The sequence below is a fragment of the Aporhodopirellula aestuarii genome, from assembly GCF_023701485.1.
Classification (GTDB): Bacteria; Planctomycetota; Planctomycetia; order Pirellulales; family Pirellulaceae; genus Rhodopirellula; species Rhodopirellula aestuarii.
The window spans coordinates 267,708-288,903 of the sequence record NZ_JAMQBK010000024.1 but is presented as its reverse complement, the minus strand read 5'-3'; the positions used below and the strand labels follow the sequence as shown (position 1 = coordinate 288,903).

The following is a 21,196-nucleotide window of genomic DNA, read 5'->3' as shown; positions in this document are numbered from 1 at the left end:
AGATGATTCCTGCATACCTGTTTAGGAATCGTGATTGTTGACCAAGTTGGCAGGCGGGTGAAGAGACATGTGCGTTGACCGCTTGTCGGCAAGAACTAACGGCTCGGCCGTGCTGTGAGCACCGTCGTGCATGCGGTTGGTGCATGAATTGTGTGGACGCAATGCGCGTAGTATCCCCTGCTTGCCCGAGACCGGAGTGAGACGGGTCTTTGGGCAAGCTCCGTGATTGATGTTCCTGGTGGCTGGTCGGCTAGTCGATTTCAGCCCAGTCGGTCTGGATGCCTGGCTGAGTTTCTAAACGATAGCCCTTGGCGGACCAACGTGGCGGAACGGGCAACGTTAGGGTGTTACACGCAACGCGAGAATCGCCATGTTGATGGGCACCCGCCGCCATGATCCGGCGCTGCTTTCCGTTCGAATCGACGAGCACCGCCAGGATTTCTCCCGCACCGCCATCGTCACATCGAATCTGTCCGGTCAAGAACGCCGTGTGCTGTTTCGGATTGGCGTATTCGAACTCCAATACCTGTTCACCGAGTGTTTGAGTGGCCATCTTAAGTCTCCATCAAATAGGGGAGATCCCCGGCCAGATCGACCAACCGGGGTGAATCGCATCTACCTCCATTCTATCCGATTGGGATCGTTCAATGATTCAGATCGTTACGAAACCAGAGGAAAATTGGCGTGCGAGTACCTCGTCGCGTTTTCTTGTGCGAGAGTTTGGGACATCGATTGTTTTAGTGACGTTTTTAGCGGAACGGCGAGAGCCGTCCGGTAACTCGGGACCGGACGGCTCGCGCCGTTCCGCTACTTTTGAAATGCTTCAGTTATAGAATCGATGTCCCTGCTAGGAAGAACGAGCAAGTTTTCAGGCGACACACAGGAAAAGGACTTCCATGCGGAGAATGAGTGCTTCGAACCCCTGCGACAAATTGTTCCCTGCGTTTGGCATGGCGTCAAAGCCAATGCGGTTGAACTTGACCAAGCCCATTCTGTGTTCGATCAAGACGGCCTGGATGAACAAATCAAGCACATGTTAGCGGTGCGTGCTTTGGAACCTAGTGATCGTGGTTTGATCAATCGAGAGGCCATAAGCGAGGCAACGAAAATCAGCTCGAACGATCAAAGCAATTTCGATTTATCATCCCGATGCGGATAGACCAGATCCTTCGGCAAGACAAAACCAACATGTCGGCGACGAGTTTTGCTGGTATCAAATTGAGCAGCGATAAATTACCAGGACGACGTTGCCGTGCGAACGATAGATTGAAGGGATCTCGTTCAGTCAAGTTCGCTTGAGGGTGCGGGGAATCATCGCAGCGGTATTAAGCCGAAAACAAGCGATATCGGTTCAAGCTATGCTAGAACCGGAACGCAACACTTTTTTCGAGAGCGCGATGACTGCGCCGGGAGGACGAGTATGTCAGAGTCTGTAACCGGTACGAAATCGGAAGGTGGTCGACGGTCGCTTATTCAAAAGGGAAAGCTGGCGTTAATTGGCGTTGGCCTGATACTGATCTTGATCGTGGTGCTTCAGAACACAGAAGCAGTCGAGACTAAAATTCTGTTTGTGACCATCACCGTTCCTCGAGCCGTGCTGTTGTTTGGGACAGCGGTTGCGGGATATGTGCTCGGTATTTTTACGGGCGATCGTTTTGGCAAGTGATCCACCATGCCGTTTGATCTGCAAATCCCGTCCGTTTCCTTTGTCGACCTACTGGACATCGGCATCTTTGCCATGGCGGTCTACGTCTTGCTGGCCATCGGAATCCAACGTGGTTCGCGTCGTGGGCTCGCTGTCATCGGAATTTTCGTTGCGATCTATGTCTTGGCAATGCGATGGCAGATGCCGCTATCGCTGACGGTGTTCCGTGTGGGGTTTTCGGCGATGATCGTTTCGATCGCGATCGTCTACCAAGACGACGTTCGTGCGGCCGCGGAACGAATCGGTCGCTGGATGTTGGGAGGTCGCAGTTTGGTGGTTTCCAATGCGTCTAAAATCGCTGACACGCTCGTCCACGCCGCCTTTCATATGGCTGAGAAACGAACTGGGGCGCTGATTGTGATTCAAGGTCGCGATGCGCTGGACCGGTTGCTCGACGGTGGCATTGACTTGGATGCGGTAGCCAGTGCGCCGTTGTTCTACAGTCTGTTTGACCCCAATTCGGCAGGGCACGATGGAGCAGTTGTGATGCGCAATGGACGTGTTGCCAAGTTCGCGACTCACCTCCCGTTGGCAAAATGCGGTCGAGCCGATGACTTCGGCACCCGCCACCACGCCGCCCTTGGTCTTGCGGACTGCTGCGATGCGTTTGTGATTGTTGTTTCGGAAGAACGAGGTTGCGTCTCGGTCGCGCATGGTGGTCGGCTAGACAAGATGGAGGGCCCGGGGGCCCTGGCTACCCGATTACAGTCCTTTAACGCGTATCGCCGGCTGAACGAACGGAAGGTGACACTGAGCGAATTATTCCGCAAACGAGTGGTGATCAAATTGGCGGCGTTATTGATTGCAACGGGATGTTGGTGGATGATTTCGTCGGGTGCGAACGAGGTGTATCGGACGTTTGTTGTGCCAGTGGAGTATCGAAATGTCGCCGAGCACGTGAAGCTATCGCAAACGCTGACTCAGGAGGTCAAAGTTACCCTGGCGGGATCGGAAACCGCGTTTCGTTTTTTGGCTCCCAGCTCAATCGTCGTCTCTCTCGATTTGGAAGATGTCGCGGCGGGCAAACGACAATTCAATGTGACTCCTGACACGGTACGCCATCCAAACAACCTACGCGTGACAGCCATCGAGCCACGCTCGGTTCGTGTGAAGGTCGAACCGCATTAGCCTTCCAAGGATCGGCAACGTCGACGTTTGTCGCGTTCAGGGTTTGCGTCGAAACGTTTCCTTGCGAAGCCCGTGACGCTTCATCATCAAATACAGTGATCGGGTACTCAGCCCGGACGTTTTTGCGGTTTGGCTGATCCGCCCACCGGCTGCTTTCAAGTGATGATCCAAGTACGCATATTCGAGTTGCCTCGCCACCAGCGGTCGCAACGTGGACCAGTGCAGCGATTGCCACTCGCTCGGAAGCGGAATGGCATCGCCTGATTCGATCGCCGGGGGCGCATACGGTTGGTCACGCGAGGCCCCGCCGATTTCTGGTGGCAGATCAGCAAGCGTGATCTCGTCCCCTTCGCACAGCAGCGCCGCACGCTCGACGACATTGATGAGTTCACGCACATTTCCAGGCCACGCGTACTGACAAAGGGCAGTGATCGCGAGCGGTGAATAACTCAAGTCGGGCTTGCGAACCGTTGTGCGAAACTCGTTGAGATAGCGATCCAGTAGCGAGGGGATGTCTTCGGGGTGCTCACGCAGTGAGGGGATCGCGAGCGTCACCACGCTCAGCCGATAGTACAAGTCACGGCGAAACCGGCGGGCCTCCATTTCTTCGGTCAGATCGCGATTGGTTGCCGCCATGATCCGCACGTCGATCGGAATTGACTCTTCGCTGCCGAGTCGCTGAATCTGTCGCTCTTGCAAAACCCGCAGCAATTTCACCTGCACATACTTCGGCACTTCGCCGATCTCGTCCAAAAAGATCGTTCCGCCATGCGCCATTTCAAAACAGCCTCGGCGGTCCGATGACGCCCCCGTGAACGCACCTTCCTCATGGCCGAACAACTCGCTTTCGAGCAGCGATTCTGGAAACGCGGCGCAGTTCACCGGCACGAAGGGACGCTCGCCGCGTGGACTCGCTTCGTGAATCGCGCGGGCCAACCGCTCTTTACCCACCCCCGTCTCACCCAAAATCAACAGGGAACTGTCGGCTTGCACAACGCGGCGGACTGTTCGCATGAACCGCTGCATCGCTGGGCTTTCCGAAGCGAAGTCTGACAACCGCGTTTCCGTCGCGTCCCGCATGTCACTTTGGACTTGGCTATCGAGTTCCGCTTGGCGACGTTCGACCAACGCCAAAATCGTTTCGCGGAAGATGTCATCGGAAATCGTGGTCGAGAGGAGCGCGTATGCACCAGCGGCCAACAGTTCGGCGCGGTCATTGGCATCCTCGGTATCAATCAGCACAACGGTTTCGGGAAAGCTGGGAAGCTCGGCAATTGACTCAATGGTTTCGGCTGCGGGTTCAGGAATCCGGTTACGGCTGATTAACAACAAATCGGCCGGCTCGCCGACCGCGTCCCAAAACACAGCCGACTGATCCGCAACTATCAAAACGCAGGCAACGTCGAGGAGACAACGCTGCACTCGCTCGCAAGTGGATTCACGGTCGATGACGAGCTGGATGCGAGGAAGCATGGCTTTCGGCACTTTGGTTCACGAAACGCGGATTCAGCAATCTATTGCGCGCTAAACCGTACCTTATATGCTGATTTGTTGTTGACGCAGAGAGCTCAAAGTGATCGCTGTTTCGTAACTGCTTGCTAGCAGGCGACTTGCGCGGCAGTGCGGTTTAATTGGCACAGCTTGTGCATTAATTACGTCCTAACCAAGGCGACTCCGCTTTTGGCACCTCCCACAGTTTGCAAAAGGATTTTGAAATGCTTGTTCTCTCACGCAAGGAAGGCCAGTCCATTCACATCGGCAACGACATCGTGATTCAAATCTCGCGTATTCAGGGCAACCGGGTCCGCGTGGCAATTGACGCACCGCTGGAAGTGTCCATTCGCCGAGGTGAGCTGGTTGGAAAACTCGAGGCTGCCAAGACGACTCGGGCTACCGATCCAACCCCTGTTCAACGTCATTGCGGCTAGCACCGCAACCTTCTCTCGCTGCGCAACTTCGCGACCCGAGACTCCTCTGAATTTTTTGGAAGGCCGATCCCATGCACGACGTCATCCGCTCAACCCGTCTCAACGAAGATGTTTCGATCGACGGCGAACTGATCTGTGAAGCCACCTCGTCAATTGGATTAACGGCGTGCGATGAACGAACGTTTGTCTTAAAATCTTATGCGCTGCGCGGCGGCGGGTTCGCCGTTGTGATCGAGTTCCGATCATCCAGCAGCGGCATTCTCGATATTGTCGAAGTGGAGCTAGTCGATACTGCCACGGATGTCGAAATGGTATTTGCGACGTTCGAGCCGACAGAGTTTGTCAGCCGAAAAACGCTTTACGGCGACTCGCAGTTTTCGCAGCGTTGCGACCGGATGCGGAAACGGCTGAGCCAGGCCTACTACAAACCGCTGAACATCGTTCAGCGAGCGACTGAGGCCTACGTGTCGGCACATCCCGGATGCGAATATATCAAGCCGTTACCACCGTCACCGGCGAGTCCCAATCGGATCCTCAGGTTCCTCGGACTGATCAAGTAGTTGTGGACTCTGTTTCGATATCCGATCGCTAATCAGTGACGCATCGAAAAGAGGGCAACAGGAGCGTTCAGCGATTAGGAAATCACCAGCGCGCTCGCATGTTTTGAGATCGCGTATTGGATCGCCCATGCGATGGTCGTCCCAGAAGTGAGTACCAGAAAAGCGAATGGACGGCACCTAAAGTCGTAAAAAGTTTGTTTCGACGTCCGGATTGACTTAGATTGATCAACGTCTCGACCGTGATTTTCTGAGGTGTATCCATGTCGCTTGCAAAACTAGATCGACGCCCCCGCCATTGCGTATTAGGGATCGGTTACGAGCTCATGCTGGCGGGGGCGGAAACCGATGACGGCTACGAATTGATGCGGTTCCTCGTGCCTCCCGGAATGAGCCCGCCCCCGCACGTGCATCACTACGAGGACGAGTGTTTTTATCTTGTCAACGGCCAGCTTGTCGTCCAGCGCGGCACGAAACAAATCTCCGTTTCGCCTGGCGATTCGATTCACATGCCTCGTGGCGTCCCGCACACGTTCCGCAACGAGTCCGACGGGTTTGCCGAATTTCTCTGTTGGGTACGCCCGGCAACCCTCGAATCATTCTTCGCCGCTTTCATGCAGGATTGGCCTGAGGACGAAGACCTGCCGCCGGCACCGACGCAAGAGCATCTCGATGCGATGATGGCGTCGGCAAGTGAACATCACATGGAAATCCTGTTGTGACCGATTGCGACATCGTGTCTGAGACCGGACGGTACGTGGCGTTCCGCTAGGCTTTTTAGCGGCAGCCCGCGAGCCCTCCGGTTCGAGCACCCCTCAAAGAAAGTGAGGTTACTTGGTGGATTTCACCTGAAATCGGCTTGGTTAAGATTTCTAGTCAATTCATACGCAATCAGATGACAAGCATTGACCGTTTAACACTCGAACCGAACGCCACATCGATCTTTTGCCTGGCCCTTCCATACATTCCCGGAAGGAAACGTGTGGTCATCAATGAACTCTTCATGAAACTCCAGCCCCCAGCCGGGAGCGGTCGGCGTGACGTATCGGCCTTCACGCACGGCGACAGGGTGTTCGACGGACTCCTGAAGGAAATCAATGTACTCGACCAATTGCGTGTTCGAATGACCGCTGACCGCGATCTGATCCCACATTGAAAAGTGCTGGATCATGTTGCAAAGCGCAATCCCACCTCCATGCGGGCAGACAGGTACGTCAAATTTGGCGGCCATCAGAATGATTGCCATGACATCGTTGACACCAGCAACCCGAACCGCGTCGATCTGGCAATATCCGATCGCGTGGGCCTTGAGTAATTGCTTGAAGATTACCGGTGAAGCCGCATGTTCTCCACACGCGAACTGAAAAGAAGCGTCTTTGAATGTTTGAGAAAGCTCGATGTAACCCAGAACGTCATCGCGAGCGATCGGTTCCTCCACCCACTTCAGTCCGTACGGACGGTATCGTTCGATCTGCTCTTTCGCCTCACCAACTCCCCAAAATTGATTCGCGTCGACCATCAAGTCGCAATCGGGGCCGATCGCGTCCCGCATGAACGCGATCCGATCAACATCACTTTTGGGATTCTGGCCCACTTTCAGTTTGAAAGCATTGAAGCCATTCTGACGTAGCTTCTGGATCGTTTCCAAAATCTGTTCGTTCGACAGTCCCAACCAGCCGGCGGTACAGTACGCCGGTGGGCCGAGTTCCGACATCTCGGCTTCACGCCGGTCTTGATTGGCCTTGGCTTTGTTGAGGATCGCCAATGCCTCGTCCGGGGTCAGCGCGTCCTTGAGATTTCGCCAATCGATGCACCCGATGACAAACTCAGGTTCGAGGTCAACCAATAGCTTCCAGAGCGGTTTGTTCTCTGATTTTGCCCACAGATCCCACATCGCGTTGAGGATCGCGCCGCACGCCATTCGGAACACACCATCGTGCAACCAGCGAAGTTGATGGTGATCGATCAAACGACGGTAAAGCGTCAAAGGCGACTGGATGAAGTCCGCCAAGTCACTTCCGATGACGAGCTGCGCGAGATCTTTGACACCGTGGCACACCCAGTCGGTTCCCGCTCCTACGGTGAACACCACTGAAACGCCTCGAAGCCCCTCATCCGTTTCCAAATGAAGCAACGCTGACGAGTAGTCGGGTTTGATATGAAATGGATCCGACCCGAGCATTTTGTCTGAAGTCGGAACACGCAGATCAATCACCCTGGCGGACGTTATTTTCATACTTGGTGCGTTGGAATGGAGAGAGACTTGTGGTTGAAGATCGAGAAAGTTTGGGTAGTTCGCATGCGGTCGTGCCCCAGTTCAGTCCTCCTGAACGGCAATCTGTTTTTGGGCTCCCAGTCCGGCAATCCCCAACTCAACGACGTCACCGGCTTGCAGATACTTGGGCGGTTGATGCCCAAGTCCGACCCCAGACGGGGTTCCCGTCGACACCACATCGCCGGGCAGCAATGTCATGAATTGACTGATGTAGCTGACAACTTGCTGGACGTTGAAGATGAAATCGGATGTGTTGCTGGACTGTACTTTGTCGCCGTTCAAATTAAGCCACAAATCAAGATTATTGGGATCAGAGATTTCATCTTTGGTCGCCATGAACGGGCCGAACGGTGCAAAGGTGTCAGCCGATTTCCCTTTCACCCACTGCCCCAATCTTTCCAACTGCCACTCACGCTCGGAATAGTCATTGTGTACTCCGTAGCCGGCAACGTACTCCAAGGCAGATTCCTCGGGAACGTATTTCGCTTTCTTGCCGATGACGATCGCAAGTTCGACTTCCCAATCTGTCTTCGTTGAGTTCCGCGGAATCACGACGTTGTCGTTTGGTCCCGACCAGGCACTCGATGCTTTGAAGAAGAGAACCGGTTCCGAAGGAGCATCCATCCCGGATTCGGAAGCGTGCGCCGCGTAGTTGAGGCCGACGCAAACGATCTTTGACGGACGTGCGACCGCTGGAGCCAACTGGACGTCCGATCGATTGAACTTGGGAGCTCGCTCTTGATTGGCAGAGAGCCAATTTGAAAGCTGATTGATCCCATCGTTTTCAAAAAAAGCCTCGTTCCAGTCCTGTCCGAATTCGGAACAATCGAGGATCTCGGTTTCTGATACGAATACACCGGGAGTAATGGATCCCGATTGGTTTCGGATGCGTGTCAGTTTCATGAAATCGGTCGTCAGCAGTGAACAAATACGGAAACAAAGACATCGAGCCGGAAGACTTTAGTGGAGCGTTGCAAAAACTCCAACCTACCCCAACACGGTGTCACCGCCTTCGATGCGGTAGGGATCGATAAGGTAGGCCATAGCCGTGATGAAAGAAGGCTGTTTGATACACAGAAACGAGCGCAGATCGGCGAAATCATCCGACTGCCCATTTGGTAGAGCGGCTGAAAATCGGAACGCGTTTCAAGCATCACTGGGCGGTTGGATTTCCTTGGTCGTTGCATGTGCGGCACGGTCGTTTGATTTAACGATCACGGCGTATGACATCTGCTAGTTGCCGCGATCACTCTGCCGAATCCCAGGCTTGGCTTCAGCGACGACAACGTTACGCATGTCTACTACGTGTGCTCTCGAAAACCGAGCGGAAATTAAATCGCAAGCGAAAAACATAGCACGCTACACCTTTCCGAGATTAAGCCAATGGCGCGAGCGCCTTCAGAATTTCCCTTAAAATTGCTGCCGGTGATTCTGTCGCAGCAACATGAGCGTTCTGGCCGCGATACGATGTTGCGGATATCCGTTGAATGACCTCATGACGAAGCGTCACGCCTGACCGACGAACACGCAGGGGCAAGGCAAATCGCGCCAGCGGTTACGTCGTTGCGATTTTGGGATGTCTGCGAATGGTCATGTTTCAGGCCAACGTGATTGCAACCGGTCTTGCGGCAGCCCGAGTTCCGATCTGCTCCGCAACTGAACTTCCCGTTGCATCGCTTTGGGGGTGATGGGCAAAGTGAAGGCGATTCCACGGCCAACCGTTTCGAGCCAATACCACAAGTCCCTTTGATTTATTCGTGTTCAATTTCCTTCGAAACGCAGCCGGATGCATGTCGATGTACCGAACACACCCATTGACTTGGCGTCGACTCGGCAGGTTATCGGTGGCGTTGTTGCTTGTATCGCTAGGCGGCTGCCCATCGGGCGATCCTGGCGACAAAACACGGCGGCTGAAGATGGCGCATGTGTACGAATTTAATGCGCCGACGCATTCCTACGGGACGGCTCATTTCAACGAGCGACTGCAGCAAGCTGGCAGCGACCTGACTGTCACCGTCTATCCCGCCGCCCAGCTCGGCAGTGAACAAGAACTGCTCGAACAACTGGTTGCCGGCGAATTGGACTTGGCGATTTCCGGCCCTTCGTTTCTGGCCATGTGGCATCCGCCGTTGGGAGTCTTGGACGCCGCGTATGCCTCTCGCGATTTGGATCACATGTTGGAGACGGCGCGAGGTGATGAACTGGCACCGCACTGGGACGAACTCCGCAAACGTTTCGACGTGCGGGTGTTGGACACTTGGGCATATGGGTCTCGGCACATCACGTCCAACTTCCCGATCCGCCGTCCGGACGATTTGAGCGGTTTTCGTTTGCGGATGCCGGCCGCGCAGGTCTGGCAGGCTTCCGGTGCCGCGTTGGGAGCGAGCCCGATGCCGATTTCATTCGCCGAAGTGTATCTCGCCCTGCAACAGGGAATCGCTGATGGACAAGAAAATCCTGTTCCGGTGATCAAGGCGAAGGGGTTTCATGAGGTGCAGAAATGCCTCAATCTGACCGGTCACATTCAATCTTCGGTGCAGATCCTGATGAACGAACGCGCGTGGCAGCGATTGGACGCCCGTCAGCGGGCCGCCTTGCAGAAGGTGGTGCGAGACTTAGGCGAAGAAGTTTACCGCGGGGTGGTCGAGGATGAACAAAAACTCATTGCCGAGTGGCGAGAAAACGGCACGATGCAAGTCGTCGACGATGTGGATGTCGACGCTTTTCAAAAGCGGGCCAAGAAACATTTTTCGAGCGGGTACCCGTTTAGCGAACTGTACAACCAGATCACATCGCAACACGTCCGAGTGGATGGCCAGGGCGATGCAGCTCAATGATATTCATGATGAGAAAGTTAACCGCAATGAACTCTGCGAATCTCGACGAAGTGTTAAGCGAGGAGCATTCCGCGAACCATGCATCGGAGAACTCGTTGCCCTTTTCTTGCTGCGTGCGTTGGATGATTGCTGCAGAACAGGTCCTCGCGGCTTTGTTTCTATTGCTGATTTTGGCCTCGATGGGTTCGCAAGTGTTTGCCCGTTATTTCTTTGGAGCTCCGTTTTCATGGAGTGAAGAGGTTGCTCGATTCGCATTGATCTGGCTAACGTTCATGGCGGCGGCATTCACGATGGCGGAAGGCCGGCACATTACAGTCGACGTGCTTTCGCCAAGGCTTAGCGTGCGCGGAAAACTCTGGCTCGAGTGCCTCAGTCACGGCATCGTTGCGGGGGCGTGCTTGATGTTGCTCATCGGTGGAAGTCGATTCGTTTGGTATGTGGGCAAAGTCGGGTCGCCCTCGTTAGGGCTTCCCATGAGTTGGTGGTATGGCGGGGTCGGCGTCGGCTTGCTGCTGATGGCCATTCATTCAATCGTGAGCCTGATCCAGGCGTTGGCGACGGGGAGGCCGATCGTCATTGAGAGGGCGAGCGAAAGTATGGTCGAAGAAGAATCGCTTCATCTCGAATTGGAGCAGGGCGAATGATTCTTGCTGCGTTAGTCTGCGCCATGCTGGTGCTGTTGTTTATTCGAATCCCGGTCGCCATCAGTATGTTGCTGCCATGCCTCGTTTATGTGGCATGGTCTCCCGATATTTCACTGGGCGTTGCCTTGCAGCGCTGCATGGCGGCCATCAATTCGTTTCCGCTGCTAGCGGTGCCGCTGTTTATCATGACCGGATACCTGAGCAACGCCGGTGGACTTGCCGACCGATTGTTTCGTTTGCTGCTCTGCCTGTTCGGGAAAATTCCCGGCAGCCTGGGTTATGTCAACGTGATTAGCAGTTTGTTGTTTTCATGGATGAGCGGAGCTGCGATCGCCGACGCGGCAGGGTTGGGGGCCGTGTTGGTTCCGGCGATGAAGAAACGAGGATACGCCAATGGATTCGCTCTGGGGCTGACTGGAGCATCCTCATTGATCGGTCCGATCATGCCGCCCAGCATTCCGGCGATCGTGTACGCAGTTTCGGCGGGAGTCTCAGTGGGGGCGTTGTTCTTTGCGGGCATCTTGCCGGCGTTAGTGCTGACCGCGATTTTGTGCGTGTTTGTATTTGTGGATGCCCGCCGTAACCCACAACGAAGCGAAGACGCCGGGCCACGAATCCCGCTGAAGAAAGCGGTTGGTGCCGCACTCCCAGTTTTGCTAACGCCCGTGATCATATTGGGCGGCATTCTTGGGGGTGTGTTTACACCGACCGAAGCCGCCGCAGCGGCTGTCATGTGGGTGCTGTTCTTGAGTGTGTGCTATCGGTCGCTTTCGCTCCGCGACTTTCACGGTGTGCTGATCAAGACAGCGTCAACAAGCGGAACCATTTTGCTGGTTGTGGCAGCAGCCGGACTGTTCGGCTGGGTGATCGCGCGCGAGCAGGGGCCGCAAGCGGTCACGGAAGCCATGCTGCGGCTGACCGACAATCCTTATGTCTTCCTGTTGCTGATCAATGTCGCGCTGCTCTTGACTGGAATGCTGCTCGAGCCGGTGGCCGGATTGTTAATCACCGTTCCGGTATTGTTGCCAGCCGCAATGGAATTCGGCATCGATCCTTTGCAACTGGGGATCGTCATGATCCTCAATCTTGTTTTGGGATTGCTGACTCCACCGGTGGGTTTGGTGCTGTACGTGCTGAGCTCGGTAACGGGCACTTCGGTTCAGCAGGTCATTCGTGGGACCGTTCCGTTTCTGATACCGCTGCTGATCACGCTGTTGCTGATCACATTCATTCCCGCGTTCAGTTTGTGGCTGCCGAGCCTGCTGACCAAGTAATTTTGAATGACCAAACTACCAGCAAGATGCGGCTTCACGGCAGCTTGTTAAACGGACCTCGCGTTCGTTATAACCAAGTTCACCACGGCTGCTGCGGAAGTTTCCCGTTGGCGATATCGCTGAGTTGCTCGTCGTCGTACGGCGAGGCAACGACATCGGGTGACAGATGCCGGGTGCGAAACAGGTTCACGATGTATCCCATCCGTTGATGCAAGTCCCGCCAATCGTTCGCTTTGGTGTTGATCAATTGGTCACGGCCTACGTCCCAACCGGAATCGCCGTGCAGGAACACGCGGAGTTCGGTCGAATCGATATCGATGAGTGTGGGCGGAAAAGGCGTCTCGCTGAGCGGCGGAACATCATCATGCACCGCGAGCTGAGTCTCCCCGACGCTGTACGTCATCAGACGCTGCGTCACGCAACGGCTGATCAAGAACGGAAGTGACCGGGCGATGATCGGTTGCAGCCGATAGTGTTCATGCAGCACGGCGAGGCAGTTGCCGAAATAGGCTTGCTCATGTTTGGTTTTCAAATCATTGCTCGTCCGCGCTGCTTCGTAGCACGCAAACGCCCGGCCGAGCAAATCTTGCCCGTCGTCCTCACTCTTGCCCGGCCGCAGTGACGCTCGCCATTTTGCAAACTCCGCAGCACTCGCATTATCGCCGTTGTTATCCCCGGTGTCCTCGCGGCCACGCCTTAGAAAATCGAGATAACTCGCGGTCACTCGCCCGATGTCGTCGAGCACGATGCGGTTGCCCTGCAAAATCAACTTCGCTGCGCGGACCCGAGTGTATCTCGCCAGAAACCATCCACTGATGCCGCCGCAAACGATTCCCGTGAGGACCCAGATTGCAAGCGACGTCGGCAATCCGATGCTGGTGGCTCGGCTCATTCCCCACCCGGTCGCCACGCCGACCAGCCCGCCGACGATCCCGGCCACGATCGTTGCGTCGCGTGAAGCTTGATCCCGGTCGGCCTGCCGGATCGTGACGCCCGCTTTGCGCGAGCCCCAGATCGCCCACGAATGAAAGTTGGCACCGACGTTGTCACCGAGTTCCTCCGCCAACGCGTTGGACAGCAACCAGTGCACGCGGGTGATTTTGAAATTCGATACCCACGGATCACCCGTCCGGATCGCATCATCAATGAGCCCGTTCCAATCGCTGCTGGTCGTCACACTGCCGTTCATCATGCACACGCACTCCGCTGTTGATTCCACGTATCGATACTTATTTATCGGCTCAGGCTCGATCAGCGGACTGGCTTTGTGCGGCCGCATCGCCAGCATTGGTGATATCCACGCTCCACGGCCGATCCGCATGTGGGGCAATCCCATCCGGTGTCGTAGAGCCGGAGTTCGTTGAGCAAGATCTGGCGGGCTTCGTTGAATCGCTCCGCCTCCACCACGACGCTTGAAAAGTCGAGCGCGTCGAGGTGTGGTGTCGTCACGTGACATCCTGCGACGTGTTCGGTCGCGACATTCGCCAATTGTCGTCCGGCGCTGGCCTCCCAGGTTTCGTTTGCGCCGACGTTATCTGCAGACGTGAGATCAACGAGATGGTTGTGCGTGAAGCATCGAATCTCGTGCGATTGCAGCAGTGACAGGATGTAGTTTGATTCCGCATCGGTGCGGCAAATCGCCAGCGTGTCAAACATCGCGTGCCCGGCACGTGTCGCAACAGCACGATCGGGGCGGACCAAAATCCCGGTCGGGTCGTACGGTCCGCTACCGAGAACGTTGGGTGAGTTTTGCGAAGCGGCGAGGAACAACGCGTCGATGGGACGCACGTTTTCGTTGGCTGAGGAGTGTCCGGCAACGGGTACCGTGCGGATCGGAACGCTGATCGCGGTCAGCAATCGTCGCCACGTTTTCATCGGTGAGAGATGCAGGTCGCGCATGTCGCTGAGCACGATGTCGAAGCGAAAGTCCTCACGCAGTTTGATCTCGCCGGATGAGTGTCGGATGTGATTACGCAGCTTTTTCGATAACTCGCTAAGCCCGGCGCGATACTTGCCCAATTCAATGATGCGATCGACATGAGCCGTCGACTCGGCTTGCTCGCTTTCGATTTCCGCTTGCAGGCTGCGAATGCGTGCGCAGATTTGGTCGTCGACCGGCGACTCGGTGCAGGCGGCATAGACGGCCAGCGTATCGGGCTGCGACGACTTCAAGAATTCGGAATAGATCGCTAACGCCTTTTGGTAATATTCCCCATTGATGTCTTCGGCGACTTGCAGGTCCGATTCTAAAATCGCGCGATCCCATTTGGCTTCGGTGCATTCTCGCTCAAGCGATTCGACTTGTTCGGCGAGTTTGTCGCGTAACAGGGTTTGTTCCTCGACGCCGTGAATCTCTGCCGCCCGTCCACGAGCGGCTTCGAGAGCGACGAGCAATTGTTTGTAACGTTCTTGTTTTTCGCGAATCAGGTTGTTGATCGAATCCGGTGCTTCGGTGAGATACTCGTAGCTCGCGTTGGCCTTGTCAAAATCGATCAGCCTTGCGATCCAGCGATCCCACCGCCGTTCGAGTCCGGTCTTGGTGTACAGCGGCGTGCCATAGTTCTGCTCCCGCAGATAGCGAAACAGTTCGCACTCTTCAAAATCGGGCAATTTCTTCTGCGCATCCGCGGCGACGTATTCGAGTGCTGCGATTCCTCGTTGGATCTCTTGATCGACCTCGGTGATCTCAGCGGACAAACGAGAGATCTCGGGATCTTCACGCAACGCTTTTTGAAAGTTGCCGGTTTTGGAGAGCAGGTCCCTGCGTGCCTTCTCGAATCGCTCGGTCGTTTCGGCGAGCTGGTGTTCGAGATGGTCGCACCGGTCGTTGAGTTTGGAGAGATGGACCTGCATTTGTCGGCACGCATCGGACTGGGCCAGCAAGACTTCGCGGATGCGGCCGTGGACTTCGTGCCATGCCTGAGCGAGCGTTTGCTGAGTGAGGGCCGGCAGGTAGTGCTCGGCAAGCCGCACGAAAGCGTCGGTGCGTTTTTCGATTAATGCCGTGATTCGATGAGCGGACGCACGGTTGGACTGACGAATCGACTCGATCAGCCCGCCCGCCGATGCAATCTCGTCATCGATTTGGCGAAACAGGTCTTGAGCGGTTTGTGGCATGACGTAGTTGGGGGCGATGTCGTGACAAGCACAAGAGCGAGGGCTTTTCTTCTAGCATACCCGCCAAGGTGGTAGGCTCGCTGACGGGACCCCCTTTTTCTATGTTGGGGCGACGACGTGAGTTCATCCACAGTCGGATTGGCCAACGACCGAGTGTGTTGGCTCAGCAATTTCCGCGACACATCTACCAACCTCTCTTCACCGCCCGTATTCCTCAGACCTCGATTCTCATGACCTTCTCCACGCGTATCAACGAAGCCATCACACGGACCGGATCGGTAGCCTGCGTCGGGCTCGATCCACGCAAGTCTCAATTGCCCGCCCCGATTCGTGACGCGGTGCCAAACGAGTCCGCAGACGCTTGGGCGGCCGCCTACACGCAGTTTTGCTGCGAGATCGTCGATGTGGTGAAAGGCATTGTGCCGTGTGTGAAGCCTCAAGCGGCGTTCTTCGAGCAACTCGGCCCGGCCGGGATGGTGTCGCTCGGCCAGGTCATCAAGTACGCCGCTGATGCGGGATTGATTGTGATCACTGACGGCAAACGCAACGACATCGGCAGCACCGCGACCGCCTACGCCGACGCCTATTTGGGCAGCGCCGCTGGGATCTCGGCGGCGGGCGGCGATCCCGCCACGGCGAGCCCGTGGGGGGGCGACGCATTGACGGTGAGCCCGTATTTGGGCCGCGACAGCCTCGAACCGTTTGTCGAAGTCTGCGATCGCCGGGCGGCAGGCATTTTTGTCCTGGTCAAAACCTCCAACCCAGGCGGCGGCTATCTGCAAGACCTCAAGTGTGACGGACAAACGGTCTACCAAAGCGTCGCGAGCCTCGTCACGGAACTCAACACGGGGCGAGTCGACGCGGACGGCTATGGCCCCATCGGTGCCGTCGTTGGCGCGACATACCCGGAACAACTCGTCGAACTCCGCGCCGCGATGCCGCACAGCATCCTGTTGGTGCCGGGATTTGGTGCCCAGGGCGGATCGGCTGACGACGTGCGGGCGGCGTTAGACTCATCGGGACGAGGTGCCGTGATCAACAATTCTCGCGGAATTATCTTCGCTCACGCGCGTGCCGAGTTCGCAGATACCTACGGGGACGCCCGGTGGCAGGACGCGGTCCGCGCCGCGACGGTGGGCATGAACGATCAGCTCCGTGGCTGATAAGGGCGGTTGTGTCCGCGGAAGGCCCTTCGGAGGGCATTTTGGGAAGCTGACGCGACCTAGGAGGGTGGTGTCAGATCGTCCGAAAAAAACGATTCTGCAAGCGCCCTTTTCAGCCGCGACAATATGGACTCTCCTGTGCGACACAATGTCGCGGATCGAGCGCTGGCCTTGTCGCCGGAGCGGTCTGCGGCTGATAATCCCTGCCCTCAATCTTCGTTAGATGACAACTCTCAATCCTCTCGCTCGCAGGCAACGTTGCTGCTCCGCAGTTGAATGGGTGTTTTCAGGGGCGATTTCCCTGGAACCCGGTTCCGAGTTTCAGAAGCAGGGACGTGAGTTTTATTGCCGCAGAGTTCATTAGGTCGATCATGAAGCGATTTCTGTTCCCTCGTTGGATTAATCCATTCCTGGGTGTGCTCGGTTTAGCAGCCGTTGGCGGTGGCGTGTACGCTGCCGCGATGGGTGGCCTGATCACTGATCCGAAAACGCTCAACGTCGGTTACATGCCGACCCAGCCGGTGCCGTTCAGCCACGCGTTGCACGCCGGTCAGCTGAAAATGGATTGTCGGTACTGCCACAACACCGTCTTTGACGCCGCCCACGCCGCGGTTCCCCCGACGGCGACCTGCGTCAACTGCCACTCGCCGGCGGGCGAAGACGGCCAGCCGCCAGCACTCGGTGCCGTCCGCACCGAAAGCGCCAAATTGCAGCCGATCCACCAGAGTTGGAAGTCCGGCCGCAGTATCGCGTGGAAACGAATCCACAACCTGCCCGAGTTCGTTTACTTCAACCACGCCGCGCACGTGAACTCAGGCGTGAGCTGCAAGTCGTGCCACGGACGGATCGACCAAATGGAGGTCGTTTACCAAGCCGAGGAGTTGTCGATGGCGTGGTGCATCACCTGTCACCGCAACCCCGATGAGCACCTCCGCCCGCAGGAGTTCGTGACCAAGCTCGACTGGACGCCGCCCGAGGATTGGGACCAGGACGAGTTTGCGAAAGCACACCGGGAGAAACACAATATCAATCCACAAACTCATTGTGCTGTTTGTCACCGTTGAGAAAACGTTTCCTTTTTTAGCCTGTCTGTTTGACGACTTAATCGTTTCCAGCTAACCGCATAGCCATCCCTGCAGAATATGACCACCACTTCGCACTCCAACGATTCGTCCGGCGTCAACGGTTCTGATGCCACCACAGAGTCGGCTAGCCCGCGATACTGGCGCAGCCTGTCCGAGCTCCAAGGCGACGAATCGTTTGTGAACGATTATCTGCATCGTGAGTTTCCAGTCGCGGCATCGGAGTTCCCTGAGGGGGTTTCGCGTCGACGCTGGATGCAACTGATGGGCGCTTCGCTGGCGATGGCGGGTGTTGCCGGTTGTCGCTATCCCGAAGAGCTGATCTCGCCGTTCGTCGTACGTCCGGCCGGGCGTATTCCCGGCGAGTCCTATTCCTCCGCCACCAATGTTGAAATCGCCGGCGACGTTTACCACCTCTTGATGAGTTGCGTCGACGGTCGCCCTACTAAGGTCGAGCCGAATGCAGAGCACCCTGCCGGTGCGGTTGCTGGAACCTACGCCCAGGCCTCGGTTCTCGGTCTGTATGACCCCGATCGGCTTCGTGGCGAAACGGGCGTTCCCCTTCGTCGCGACGGCAAGAAACGCGTCGAATCGGATTGGCAATCGTTTAACAACTATGGCGCCGCGTTGGTCCGCTCGGCGGGCAAAGGCGAACGTTTGGCTGTCCTGATGGGCCCCACCACCTCGCCGACGACGTTGCGAATGTTGTCGAAGTTGAAGTCCAAGTTGCCTGCCGCGACGATCTGCGTTTACGACCCGATCCACGGTGACGTGGTCAACGAAGCGACCACGAAGGTTTTTGGCAAGCCCGCACGTCAGGATTTCGATTTCACTGACGCGAAAGTGATCGTGTCGTTGCAGTCGGACTTCATCGGCAACCAAAACGGATCGCTGACCAATGCGAAGTCATTCGCAAAGGCGCGCGACCCGCTCGCTGGTGACATGAGCCGGTTGTACGTCGCCGAAGGCGGCTACACGACCACGGGAGTCTCGGCCGATGCCCGTTTGGCGATTCGTCCGAGCCAGATGCCCGCACTGCTCGCTGAGCTCGGCCGCCGCGTCGAAAAGGCGAAGTCTGGATCGCTAGACAAAGCCAATTTGGCGGTCGAAGCCGTCATCGAAGAGAAGCAAGCGTATAACGAAGTCGGGCCGCAAGAACGGCTCGAGCGATTCCTTGATTCCGCCGCTGCCGACTTGGCTGCTGCTGGCGATAAGGGTGTCGTGGTCGTTGGTGAAACGCTCGGCGCGGACATGATCGCCGCCGGTATCGACATGAACTCGAAGCTCGGCTCGCTCGGTTCGATTCAGAAGTTCACGCCGGCCCCAGAGACCGCTCTGAAAAATCGCGTCAGCCTGGGCGAGTTGGTTGGCAAGATGAAGCGTGGCCAAGTCGACGAGCTTTTGATCTTCGACACCAACGTGGTTTTCACGGCGCCCGGTGACATCGACTTTGCTGAGGCACTTGCTCACGTCGAACACTCGATCTACCTCGGCATGTACGACGACGAAACCGCCGTCCAGTGCGAGTGGTCATTGCCGATGTGTCACCAATTCGAAAGTTGGGGCGACTGCGTCGGACGCAACGGCCACTACGGTGTTTGCCAGCCGCAAATCCTGCCGCTTCTCGGTGGCAAAACGCCTGCCGAACTGCTCGCCGTGATGCTGGGCGAAAAGGTCACCGATGGCGAGCAACTCGTCCGTCAAACCGCTAACAGCGTTACCGACTCTGCGATCAGCGATCGTCAGTGGCGTAAGTTGTTGCATGACGGTTTTGCCGAAGACCTCGTCGTCGAAGCACAGGCTCTCCAGCCTAAGTCCGTTTCGGTCGAGCTGCCCGCGGAAGGCCCGCAGGTTTCGTTGGATTACGAAGATGAGTCGTTCCGCGATACTTTCGAGGTCATTTTCACGCCAGCCGAATCGCTCTACGACGGGCGGTTTGCCAACATCGGTTGGTTGCAAGAATTGCCTCAGTCGGTCACCAAGCTGACCTGGGACAACGCGGCCATCATGAGCCCGCGTTCGGCCAGGGCATTGGGGACCAAGCATGGCCTGATGGTCGCGCTGCGTCGCGGCGAAACGACCGTCGAGCTGCCCGTTTTTGAGATTCCCGGCTGTGCCCCAGGCGTGGTCAGCGTCGCGATCGGATACGGTCGCAAACGAGTCGGCATGGTCGGCGGGTTGCCCGAGGAAGACGTGCCCACCGTCGGTGTCGACGTCTCGCCGATCCGTACCTCGGACTCGATGATGATGGTCGCACCTGTCGAAGCACGACCGCGACTCAACGAATACGAGCTGTGCACGACCCAAGATCACTGGGCAATTGATGAGCTCGGCCGTGACGAAGCCCAGGCACGCAGCTACATGCTGATCCGTGAAGGCACGACGGCGTTGCTCGAAAAACTGCCTGAGTTCACCGAGTCGAAAGGCCCGCACGTCCCTGCCGTCGGTAACGACGGTTCACTTTGGCAAGAGCCGATTGCGGCCATCGAAGAAACTCGCGAGAAAGTACCGCAGTGGGGCATGTCGATCGACTTGACCAAATGCATCGGTTGCAACGGATGTGTGATCGCGTGTCAAAGCGAGAACAACGTGCCGATCGTTGGTAAGGAACAGGTCGGTAATAGCCGCGAAATGCACTGGCTGCGGATCGACCGTTATTTCCAAGGTGACGAAGACATCGCGGACATCGTCCAAGAGCCGGTCGCTTGCATGCACTGCGAAACCGCCCCTTGCGAGCAAGTTTGCCCGGTTGCCGCAACGGTTCACACCGATGAAGGCATCAACGCGATGGCTTACAACCGCTGCATCGGAACGCGGTACTGTGCGAACAACTGTCCTTACAAAGTGCGCCGGTTTAACTACTTCAACTACAACCAAGACGTTGGTGTCGGTTACGGTATTGACGCTTATCCGGGAACGATCGAGTCGGCTAGCCGCAAGTTGCAGGCGCTCGTGCTGAACCCCGAAGTCACGGTTCGCGGTCGTGGTGTGATGGAAAAATGCACCTACTGCGTGCAGCGGGTTGAGAAGGCCAAGATCGAGGCACGCAAAGATGGCGGGCGACCGGTGGCCGATGGCGAAATCATCACCGCATGCCAGGCCGCTTGCCCGACCAGCGCAATCGAATTTGGTAACGTTGCCGATCCGAACTCGCGAGTATCGAAAGCGAAAGCCGACGTTCGGTCTTATGGCATGCTCGGCCAGCTCAATGTCAAGCCGCGGACGACCTACCTGTCCCGCATCCGCAACACTCCCGTTTCGCTGATGACTCGGGTTCAACTGGTTGACCTGACCACACTCGAGGCGCCTCACCACGGTCATGGCGGCCACGGCGAAGAAGGGCATGGCCACGATGACCACGGTCATGAAGAGAATGGTCACGACGACCATGGCCACGACGACCATGCTCATGACAACGACGAGAAGCACTCGCGTCGCATCCGCGGCAAGTTCCAGTTGCCCATCGTTTGATCCGCGATTTTCGCC

The 21,196-nt window shown here is 56.6% G+C and carries 17 protein-coding genes; 11 read left to right on the top strand and 6 right to left on the bottom strand.

Annotated features, from left to right (window positions below; all coding sequences use genetic code 11):
- Window positions 1–250: 250 nt before the first annotated feature.
- The gene (locus tag NB063_RS09645; protein WP_250928514.1) at window positions 251–553 is read right to left on the bottom strand and encodes a hypothetical protein; all 303 of its coding nucleotides are present in this window, start codon (window positions 551–553) and stop codon (window positions 251–253) included.
- An 867-nt stretch (window positions 554–1,420) separates the two neighbouring features.
- Between NB063_RS09645 and NB063_RS09640 the strand changes: the two genes are divergently transcribed.
- Both NB063_RS09640 and NB063_RS09635 read left to right on the top strand, forming a co-directional pair.
- Window positions 1,421–1,666: a LapA family protein gene (locus tag NB063_RS09640; RefSeq protein WP_250928513.1), complete on the top strand. Its 246-nt coding sequence runs from the start codon at window positions 1,421–1,423 to the stop codon at window positions 1,664–1,666.
- 6 nt (window positions 1,667–1,672) lie between these two features.
- Window positions 1,673–2,833: a diadenylate cyclase gene (locus NB063_RS09635; protein ID WP_250928512.1), complete on the top strand. Its 1,161-nt coding sequence runs from the start codon at window positions 1,673–1,675 to the stop codon at window positions 2,831–2,833.
- Between the two features lie 36 nt (window positions 2,834–2,869).
- On the opposite strand, the gene NB063_RS09630 is transcribed toward NB063_RS09635, so the two are convergent.
- The gene (locus NB063_RS09630) at window positions 2,870–4,306 is read right to left on the bottom strand and encodes a sigma-54 interaction domain-containing protein (protein WP_250928511.1); all 1,437 of its coding nucleotides are present in this window, start codon (window positions 4,304–4,306) and stop codon (window positions 2,870–2,872) included.
- A 242-nt stretch (window positions 4,307–4,548) separates the two neighbouring features.
- Here NB063_RS09630 and NB063_RS09625 point away from each other — a divergent pair, with 242 nt between their 5' ends.
- The 3 genes from NB063_RS09625 to NB063_RS09615 all read left to right on the top strand — a co-directional run bounded on the left by NB063_RS09625 (window position 4,549) and on the right by NB063_RS09615 (window position 6,040).
- Window positions 4,549–4,761, top strand: a complete 213-nt coding sequence (locus NB063_RS09625) for a carbon storage regulator (protein WP_250928510.1) — start codon at window positions 4,549–4,551, stop codon at window positions 4,759–4,761.
- A 71-nt stretch (window positions 4,762–4,832) separates the two neighbouring features.
- The gene (locus NB063_RS09620) at window positions 4,833–5,321 is read left to right on the top strand and encodes a hypothetical protein (protein ID WP_250928509.1); all 489 of its coding nucleotides are present in this window, start codon (window positions 4,833–4,835) and stop codon (window positions 5,319–5,321) included.
- 260 nt (window positions 5,322–5,581) lie between these two features.
- Window positions 5,582–6,040 carry a cupin domain-containing protein gene (locus NB063_RS09615; RefSeq protein WP_250928508.1) on the top strand — a complete coding sequence of 153 codons (459 nt, stop codon included), beginning with the start codon at window positions 5,582–5,584 and terminating at the stop codon, window positions 6,038–6,040.
- A gap of 191 nt (window positions 6,041–6,231) precedes the next feature.
- Here the strand turns inward: NB063_RS09615 and NB063_RS09610 are convergent, their stop codons facing one another.
- Both NB063_RS09610 and NB063_RS09605 read right to left on the bottom strand, forming a co-directional pair.
- Window positions 6,232–7,554, bottom strand: a complete 1,323-nt coding sequence (locus NB063_RS09610) for an enolase C-terminal domain-like protein (RefSeq protein ID WP_250928507.1) — start codon at window positions 7,552–7,554, stop codon at window positions 6,232–6,234.
- 81 nt (window positions 7,555–7,635) lie between these two features.
- On the bottom strand, window positions 7,636–8,496 hold the full coding sequence (locus NB063_RS09605) for a fumarylacetoacetate hydrolase family protein (protein ID WP_250928506.1): 861 nt from the start codon (window positions 8,494–8,496) through the stop codon (window positions 7,636–7,638).
- An 854-nt stretch (window positions 8,497–9,350) separates the two neighbouring features.
- Between NB063_RS09605 and dctP the strand changes: the two genes are divergently transcribed.
- The 3 genes from dctP to NB063_RS09590 are packed head-to-tail and all read left to right on the top strand — an operon-like array spanning window position 9,351 to window position 12,348.
- Window positions 9,351–10,430 (top strand): TRAP transporter substrate-binding protein DctP, encoded by a 1,080-nt coding sequence (gene dctP / locus NB063_RS09600; protein WP_250928505.1) that lies wholly within the window; start codon window positions 9,351–9,353, stop codon window positions 10,428–10,430.
- A 26-nt stretch (window positions 10,431–10,456) separates the two neighbouring features.
- Entirely contained in the window at window positions 10,457–11,074 is a 618-nt protein-coding gene (locus tag NB063_RS09595; protein ID WP_250928504.1) for a TRAP transporter small permease, read from the top strand.
- Window positions 11,071–12,348 (top strand): TRAP transporter large permease, encoded by a 1,278-nt coding sequence (locus NB063_RS09590; protein WP_250928503.1) that lies wholly within the window; start codon window positions 11,071–11,073, stop codon window positions 12,346–12,348. Before NB063_RS09595 ends, NB063_RS09590 begins: the two co-directional genes overlap by 4 nt.
- Window positions 12,349–12,427: 79 nt before the next feature.
- On the opposite strand, the gene NB063_RS09585 is transcribed toward NB063_RS09590, so the two are convergent.
- Window positions 12,428–13,627, bottom strand: coding sequence for a hypothetical protein (locus tag NB063_RS09585; protein WP_250928502.1), 1,200 nt, complete (start codon window positions 13,625–13,627; stop codon window positions 12,428–12,430).
- The gene (locus tag NB063_RS09580) at window positions 13,600–15,465 is read right to left on the bottom strand and encodes a coiled-coil domain-containing protein (protein WP_250928501.1); all 1,866 of its coding nucleotides are present in this window, start codon (window positions 15,463–15,465) and stop codon (window positions 13,600–13,602) included. The genes NB063_RS09585 and NB063_RS09580 overlap by 28 nt, the downstream gene beginning before the upstream one ends.
- 230 nt (window positions 15,466–15,695) lie before the next feature.
- Between NB063_RS09580 and pyrF the strand changes: the two genes are divergently transcribed.
- The 3 genes from pyrF to NB063_RS09565 all read left to right on the top strand — a co-directional run bounded on the left by pyrF (window position 15,696) and on the right by NB063_RS09565 (window position 21,181).
- Window positions 15,696–16,628 (top strand): orotidine-5'-phosphate decarboxylase, encoded by a 933-nt coding sequence (gene pyrF, locus NB063_RS09575; protein WP_250928500.1) that lies wholly within the window; start codon window positions 15,696–15,698, stop codon window positions 16,626–16,628.
- Window positions 16,629–16,999: 371 nt separating this feature from the next.
- Window positions 17,000–17,692 carry a cytochrome c3 family protein gene (locus NB063_RS09570; protein WP_250928499.1) on the top strand — a complete coding sequence of 231 codons (693 nt, stop codon included), beginning with the start codon at window positions 17,000–17,002 and terminating at the stop codon, window positions 17,690–17,692.
- A 78-nt stretch (window positions 17,693–17,770) separates the two neighbouring features.
- Window positions 17,771–21,181 (top strand): TAT-variant-translocated molybdopterin oxidoreductase, encoded by a 3,411-nt coding sequence (locus NB063_RS09565; RefSeq protein ID WP_250928498.1) that lies wholly within the window; start codon window positions 17,771–17,773, stop codon window positions 21,179–21,181.
- The last annotated feature ends 15 nt before the right edge of the window (window positions 21,182–21,196 follow it).